7 protein-coding genes are annotated in these 6,058 nt (G+C 72.0%); 5 read left to right on the forward strand and 2 right to left on the reverse strand.

The features are described from left to right. Entirely contained in the window at nt 1-840 is an 840-nt protein-coding gene (locus ABZV93_RS28560) for an undecaprenyl-diphosphate phosphatase (protein WP_354942010.1), read from the forward strand. A gap of 24 nt (nt 841-864) precedes the next feature. Here the strand turns inward: ABZV93_RS28560 and ABZV93_RS28565 are convergent, their stop codons facing one another. Further along, nucleotides 865-1,842, reverse strand: a complete 978-nt coding sequence (locus ABZV93_RS28565; protein WP_354942012.1) for a magnesium and cobalt transport protein CorA — start codon at nt 1,840-1,842, stop codon at nt 865-867. A 113-nt stretch (nt 1,843-1,955) separates the two neighbouring features. On the opposite strand from ABZV93_RS28565, the gene ABZV93_RS28570 reads away from it, so the two are divergent. From ABZV93_RS28570 to mshC, 4 genes are read left to right on the forward strand one after another with little or no spacing between them, the layout of a single operon-like run. After that, nucleotides 1,956-2,744, forward strand: coding sequence for a histidine phosphatase family protein (locus ABZV93_RS28570; RefSeq protein WP_354942014.1), 789 nt, complete (start codon nt 1,956-1,958; stop codon nt 2,742-2,744). Between the two features lie 18 nt (nt 2,745-2,762). Then, complete coding sequence (locus ABZV93_RS28575; RefSeq protein WP_354942016.1) at nt 2,763-3,335, forward strand: DUF3090 family protein; 573 nt, start codon at nt 2,763-2,765, stop codon at nt 3,333-3,335. Between the two features lie 30 nt (nt 3,336-3,365). Beyond that, nucleotides 3,366-4,220 carry an SCO1664 family protein gene (locus tag ABZV93_RS28580; RefSeq protein WP_354942018.1) on the forward strand — a complete coding sequence of 285 codons (855 nt, stop codon included), beginning with the start codon at nt 3,366-3,368 and terminating at the stop codon, nt 4,218-4,220. A 28-nt stretch (nt 4,221-4,248) separates the two neighbouring features. After that, complete coding sequence (gene mshC, locus ABZV93_RS28585; RefSeq protein ID WP_354942020.1) at nt 4,249-5,475, forward strand: cysteine--1-D-myo-inosityl 2-amino-2-deoxy-alpha-D-glucopyranoside ligase; 1,227 nt, start codon at nt 4,249-4,251, stop codon at nt 5,473-5,475. Between the two features lie 25 nt (nt 5,476-5,500). Here mshC and ABZV93_RS28590 read toward each other — a convergent pair whose 3' ends face one another. Beyond that, complete coding sequence (locus ABZV93_RS28590) at nt 5,501-5,962, reverse strand: alpha/beta fold hydrolase (RefSeq protein ID WP_354942022.1); 462 nt, start codon at nt 5,960-5,962, stop codon at nt 5,501-5,503. Nucleotides 5,963-6,058 lie beyond the last annotated feature (96 nt).

The following is a 6,058-nucleotide window of genomic DNA, read 5'->3' on the forward strand; positions in this document are numbered from 1 at the left end:
GTGGAACACACAGTCGGCTGGTTCGGGGCCCTGGTCTTCGGGATCCTGCAGGGGCTCACCGAGTTCCTCCCCATCTCCTCCAGCGCCCACCTGCGGATCGCGGGCGGGCTGGTACCCGGCTGGGGCGACCCCGGTGCGGCGTTCACCGCCGTCATCCAGCTCGGCACCGAGACCGCCGTGGTGGTCTACTTCCGCCGGGAGATCTGGGCGATCATCCGCACCTGGACGCTGTCGTTGTTCCGGCCCCAGCTGCGCCGCGAGCCCGACGCCCGGATGGGCTGGTACATCATCGTCGGCACGCTGCCGATCGCCGTTCTCGGCTACCTCTTCCAGGGCACCATCGAGACCTCGCTCCGCTCGCTGGTGTTCGCCGGCGTGACGCTGATCGTCTTCGGCGTCGTACTCGGGCTCGCCGACGCCATCGCCGTCAACCGCAAGCCGCTGACCCGGCTGCGGATGCCGGAGGCGCTGGCGTTCGGGTTCGCCCAGGCGCTGGCGCTGATCCCCGGTGTCTCGCGTTCGGGTGGGACGATCACGGCCGGCCTGCTGATGGGCTACACCCGGGAGGCGGCCGCGAAGTACTCCTTCCTGCTGGCGATCCCGGCGGTCTTCGCCTCCGGGCTGCTGGAGATCCTCGACATCGGCGGCGACAAGGCACCCGCCTGGGGGCCGACGATCCTGGCCACGATCGTGAGCTTCGTGGTCGGTTACATCGTGATCGTCTACTTCATGCGCTACATCTCCCAGCACAACTTCATGCCGTTCGTGATCTACCGCGCGGCACTGGGTGCGCTGGTGCTGTTGCTGCTGGCGTTCGGGGTGCTGCAGCCGTACGTCTGACCGCTGCGGCCGTACGTCCGACAGCTACAGCCAGCCGGCCCGGCGGAGCCGGAGGTACAGCAGCACGCAGATCACGGCCATCAGCCCCAGGACGGCGTAGTAGCCCCACCACCAGTGGAGCTCGGGCATGTGCTCGAAGTTCATGCCGTAGATCCCGGCCAGCAGCGTCGGCACGGCCGCGATGGCGACCCACGCGGAAATCCGCCGCGCGTCGTCGTTCTGCTGGACGCCGACCCTCGCGAGGTGGGCGCTGAGTACGGAGCTGAGCAGGTCGTCCTGCGACTCCACCTGGTCCGAGAGCCGCAGCACGTGGTCGGCGACGTCGCGGAAGAACGCCGTCTCCTCCTCGCCGACGCCTGCGACCCGGCCGCGCACGAGCGGGTCGAGCTCGGCGCCGAGGGGGCGGACCGCGCGGCGGAACCCGATCACGTGCGCCTTCAGCCGGTAGATGGACTCCGCGGCCTCGCCGACGCGCTCGTTGGAGAACACCGACTGCTCCACGTCGTCCACCGCGTCCTCGAGCAGGGCGGCCACCTCGCCGTAGCGGTCGACCACGTGGTCGCAGATCGCGTAGAGCACCCCGGCGGGGCCGTGGCCGAGCAGTCCGGCCCGCTCCTCGAGGTCGTGCCGGGCGTGCTGGAGGTCGATGTTCGGTCCGTGCCGTACGGTCACCACGAACCGCGGGCCGACGAAGATGTTCAGCTCACCCACCCGAAGCGGCGCCCGCCGGTCGGGCCAGGTGAGCGTCTTCAGCACCACGAAGGAAACCTCGCCGTACGCCTCCAGCTTCGGCCGCTGGTGGGCCTTGAACGCGTCCTCCACCGCGAGGGGGTGCAGCCCGAACGCCGCGGCGGCCTCGTTGAGCTCGTCCTCGCCGGGCTCGTGCAGTCCCAGCCAGCAGAAGGTGTCGTCGCGCGACCGCAGGGCGGCGACGGCGCCGCCGATGTCGGATGGGCTGTCCACCCGACGGCCGTCCCGGTAGATACCGCAGTCCACGATCATCGCCGCCTATTGTGACGCCTGCCCCTGGTACTCGCTGTTCGCCCACGCCAGGTGCTACGCGTGGTAGCTGCCCGGCGCCGCGACGGTTGCCGACGGCTCGTAGGCTCGACGCCATGGCGACCCTCTTCCTCGTCCGGCACGGACGCACCAAGGCCAACGCCGACGGCATCCTCGCGGGCTGGACGCCGGGACTGGGCCTGGACGAGGTGGGCCGGGGCCAGGCCGACAAGCTCGGCACCCGGATGGCCGGCATCCCCGTCACCGGCATCGTCACCAGCCCGCTCGACCGCTGCCAGCAGACGGCGGGAGTGGTGAGCGCCACCGACGGCAGGCCCACCCCGGTGGTCGACGCCCGGTTGGGTGAGGTGCGGTACGGCGACTGGGAGGGGCGCGAGCTGAAGAAGCTCGCCAAGGAGCCGCTGTGGAAGGTCGTCCAGCAGCATCCGAGCGGGGTGCACTTCCCCGGTGACGGCGCGGAGTCGCTGCGGGCGATGGCCGATCGGGCGGTGGGCGCGATCCGGGAGTGGGACGCCCGGATCGAGGCCGAGCACGGTCCGGACGCCATCTGGGTGGCGGTCAGCCACGGCGACGTCATCAAGGCGATCCTGGCCGACGCGCTGAGCCTGCACCTGGACCAGTTCCAGCGGATCGTGGTCGACCCGTGCTCGGTGTCGGTGATCCGCTACACCCCGCTGCGCTCGTTCGTGGTGCGTTCCAACGACTCCGGCGGCGACCTGGCCGCGCTGGTTCCGCCTGCCCGCAAGCGCCGGCGCAGCAGGCGTGGCACCGCCGACAGCGACGCCGCGGTCGGTGGTGGCGCGGGCTCGGCGACCCCCGCCGGCTCCTCTGCCGGACCCGGACGCGGCGGTACGGCCCGGCCGTCCAGCGAGTCGTCAGCCTGACCGCGTAGGGTCTGAGGAATGGCCCGTGTCGTTCACCACCACGAAGCTCCGGAACGCTTCGTCGCTGGCACGGTCGGACAACCCGGCCAGCGCAGCTTCTTCCTGCAGGCCCGCTCGGCGGACCTGCTCACCACCGTCTCGTTGGAAAAGGAACAGGTCACCGTCCTCGCCGAGCGCGTCGACGCGATGCTCGACGAGGTGCTGCGCCTGTCCGGCGGGGACGCCGTGATTCCGGCGGTGGCGCCCGCGGAGCTCTCCGACGACGAACCCCTCGACCAGCCCATCGTGGAGGAGTTCCGGGTCGGCACCCTGCGCCTCGCGTGGGACACCGAGCAGGAACGCGTGGTGATCGAGGCGTACGAAGTCACCGACGAGGAGGCCGACCCGCCTCCGCCGGTGGACGAGGAGCCCGACGCCGAGGGGCCCGAGACGCTGGTCGTCCGGATCACCGGCGCGCAGGCCCGGGCGTTCGTCGCCCGCGCCATGGCCGTGGTGTCCCAGGGGCGCCCGCCCTGCCCGTTCTGCGGCAACCCCCTCGACCCGGACGGGCACCTGTGCCCGCGGCTCAACGGCTACCGACGTTCGGCCTGACCGGTGGAGCGCACACGGGGAGCGGGCGACGTGAACACTCCCGACGACGTGACCCCGGACGGGGCCGTCCCGGAGGGCGCCGCCCAGGAAATCCCCGAGGACTCCGTCGACGTGCTCGAGCTGTTGCGCGAGGGGCGGCTGAACGTCGAGGGCCGGCTGGTGCAGGCGTCGAACGCGACGTTCTACTGCTCGATCGAGCTCGCGGGTGCCACCGCGGCCGGCGTCTACAAGCCGGTCCGCGGTGAACGCCCGCTCTGGGACTTCCCGCACGGCAGCCTGGCCAGGCGGGAGGCGGCGACCTACCTGCTGTCGGTCGCGTCCGGCTGGGACCTCGTGCCGCCGACCGTGCTGCGCGACGGGCCGTTCGGCGAGGGCATGGTCCAGCTGTGGATCGACCACGATCCCGAGGACGGCCTGATCGACGTCGTTCCCCGCCGGCAGGTCCCGCCGGGATGGCTGACCGTGCTGGACGCGTACGACGGCGACGGCGACGAGGTCAGCTTGGTGCACGCCGACGACGAACGGCTGCGCCGGCTCGCGGTCTTCGACACGGTGGTCAACAACGCCGACCGCAAGGGCGGCCACGTCCTCCTCGGAGACGACGGCCGGCTGCGGGGCGTCGACCACGGGCTGTGTTTCCATGAGGACGACAAGCTGCGCACGGTGCTGTGGGGCTGGGCCGGTCAGGCGTTGCCCGACGACTACGTCGAGGTGCTCGAACGCCTCGACAGCGACCTCGACGCCCGCGTCGGCGAGGCGCTGGCGATGCTGATCGAGCCGGCCGAGATCGTGGCGCTGCGCCTGCGCCTGACCGGGCTGCTGGCCGCCCGGACCTTCCGCGAGCCCGGTGAGGGCTGGCCGTCGGTGCCCTGGCCGGTGTTCTGACGATGTTGGACCGCTAGGCTCGAACACCATGAAGGCTTGGTCGGCTCCCGAGGTTCCCCAGCTTCCCGGACCCGGGCAGGTGCCCATGGTCCACGACCAGGCCAGCGGCGGCCGCCGGCTGAGCGCTCGCGGACCGGACGCCCGCCTGTACGTCTGCGGCATCACGCCCTACGACGCCACGCACATCGGCCACTCGGCCACCTACGTGGCGTTCGACCTGCTGGGCCGGGCCTGGCGCGACGCCGGGCTCTCGGTCCACTACGTCCAGAACGTCACCGATGTCGACGACCCGCTGCTGGAGCGTGCCGACCAGACGGGGGAGCCGTGGCAGGCGCTGGCGCAGCGGCAGACCGACCTGTTCTGCGAGGACATGGCCGCCCTGCGGGTGCTCCCGCCGGAGGAGTTCGTCGGTGCGGTGGAGGCCATCCCGTACATCGTCGAGGCGATCGAGGTGCTGCGCGGGCGCGGCGGCGCGTACGACGTCGACGGTGACATCTACTTCCCGGTCACGGCCGACCCGGCGTTCGGCCAGGTGTCCCGGCTGTCGGCCGCGGACATGCGTGCGCTGTTCGCCGAGCGCGGCGGTGACCCCGACCGGCCCGGCAAGCGCGACCCGCTGGACTCCCTGATGTGGCGGCACGAACGTCCGGGCGAGCCGGCCTGGGACACCGCCGTCGGCCGCGGCCGGCCGGGGTGGCACGTCGAGTGCGCCGCGATCGCGCTGAAGTACCTCGGCATGGGCTTCGACGTGCAGGGCGGCGGCTCGGACCTGATCTTCCCCCACCACGAGATGTGTGCCTCGGCCGCGCAGGTGCTCACCGGCGAGGCGCCGTTCGCGCACTCCTACGTCTACCAGGGGATGGTCGCCCTGGACGGCGAGAAGATGTCGAAGTCCAAGGGCAACCTCGTCTTCTCCTCCCGGCTGCGCGGCGACGGCGTCGACCCCAACGCGATCCGGCTGGCGGTGCTCGCCCACCACTACCGCGACGACTGGGAGTGGACGCCCGCCGGCCTGGCCGCGGCGACCAACCGGCTCAGCCGCTGGCGTACCGCCGCGCTCCGGCCGGGCGGCGCCGACGCCGCGAAGGTGGTGCAGGGCGTGCGCGAGGCGCTGGCCGCCGACCTGGACGCCCCTGCCGCGCTGGCCGTGGTGGACGCCTGGGCCGACGAGACCCTGGCCGGCGGCGGCACCGACGAGGTCGCGCCGGCACTGGTCCGCGACGTGTGCGACGCCCTGCTCGGCGTACTGCTCTGACGCAGTCTGGTCAGCGAGCCGGAAGTCAGCGGGCAAGGAAGTCGGCGAGTACGCCGGTGAGCCTGCCCGGTGCGTCCTCCTGCACCAGGTGACCGGCGCCCTCGAACACCTCCGTGCGGGCGCCCGGGATCGCCGCGCCCAGCCGGTGCGCGTGCTCGACCGGCAGCCACTGGTCCTGCGCACCCCAGCCGACCAGCACGGGCAGGTCGAGTTCGGCGTACCGGTCCTCGATCTCCGCGGTGAACCGCTGGTCGCCCTGGGCGAGCTGCCGGTAGAACGCCGCCTGGCCGGGTTCACCGAGCCACGGCTCGACCACGGCGTCCAGCATCTCCGGAGCGAGCGGGCGCGCGGTACATGTCGACACGTAGCTGCGGACCAGCGCCTCGTGCTGGGCATCGGGCAACTGCGCGAACACCTCGCCGTGGCGACCGAGCAGGCGGAAGATCGCGCTGCCCCACGGGCGCAGCGCGACGGCGTCCAGCAGCACCTGTCAACGCTTCGCGAAAACTGACCCCGCGCGGGTTCGGGAAAGTTGACCCCCTGGCGGTTGGTTCAGCGGCGGTTGGTGCGGTTCTCTTTGGCG

The organism is Actinopolymorpha sp. NPDC004070 (assembly GCF_040610475.1).
Taxonomy (GTDB): Bacteria; Actinomycetota; Actinomycetes; order Propionibacteriales; family Actinopolymorphaceae; genus Actinopolymorpha.

Coding starts and splice junctions, on each gene's coding strand:
- mshC (WP_354942020.1), top strand. CDS start 4,249: ATGAAGGCTTGGTCGGCTCCCGAGGTTCCCCAGCTTCCCGGACCCGGG.
- ABZV93_RS28570 (WP_354942014.1), top strand. CDS start 1,956: ATGGCGACCCTCTTCCTCGTCCGGCACGGACGCACCAAGGCCAACGCC.
- ABZV93_RS28575 (WP_354942016.1), top strand. CDS start 2,763: ATGGCCCGTGTCGTTCACCACCACGAAGCTCCGGAACGCTTCGTCGCT.
- ABZV93_RS28565 (WP_354942012.1), bottom strand. CDS start 1,842: ATGATCGTGGACTGCGGTATCTACCGGGACGGCCGTCGGGTGGACAGC.